The 382-nt window shown below is 52.9% G+C and carries 1 protein-coding gene; it reads left to right on the top strand.

What is annotated here, in order from left to right:
- Positions 1–16: 16 nt before the first annotated feature.
- A partial coding sequence (locus tag AB4Y77_RS23015) for a sigma factor-like helix-turn-helix DNA-binding protein (protein ID WP_442015468.1) occupies positions 17–382 on the top strand: 366 nt, incomplete at its 3' end.

Raw genomic sequence — 382 nt, 5'->3', positions numbered from 1 at the left:
GGACAGGGAAGATGTGTTGCAGCAGAACGAACTTAAAGTGGTTGACGAGATGGTTTCCGACATGCGGTTTGCCATCGAGTGGATGCGGAAAGGGCGTCGACCATACGCCCGCCGAGGCGTTGATATAAGGGATGCCTACAGCCGTTCAATCCTGATGGATATGGATCTTCTCCCGGCAGCTGTGACGCCTGAGGTCGAGCAGGAAACGGCCATAACCCTCGCCGAGAAGAAGACTTTGGTGAAGATCATGCTGCAGCTCTCAACCCGAGAGCGCCAGTGTTATCTGCTTCACATGGCGCAGGGGATGAGCTTAACCGAGATCGCAGAAGAGCTGAAAATGAAAAAAGCGTCTGTACAAAGATATGTCACGAGGGCTAAATCC

The sequence above is a fragment of the Paenarthrobacter sp. YAF11_1 genome, from assembly GCF_052113445.1.
Classification (GTDB): Bacteria; Actinomycetota; Actinomycetes; order Actinomycetales; family Micrococcaceae; genus Arthrobacter.
The sequence above is the reverse complement of the archived record's forward strand: the minus strand, read 5'-3'. Positions and strand labels throughout refer to the sequence as shown.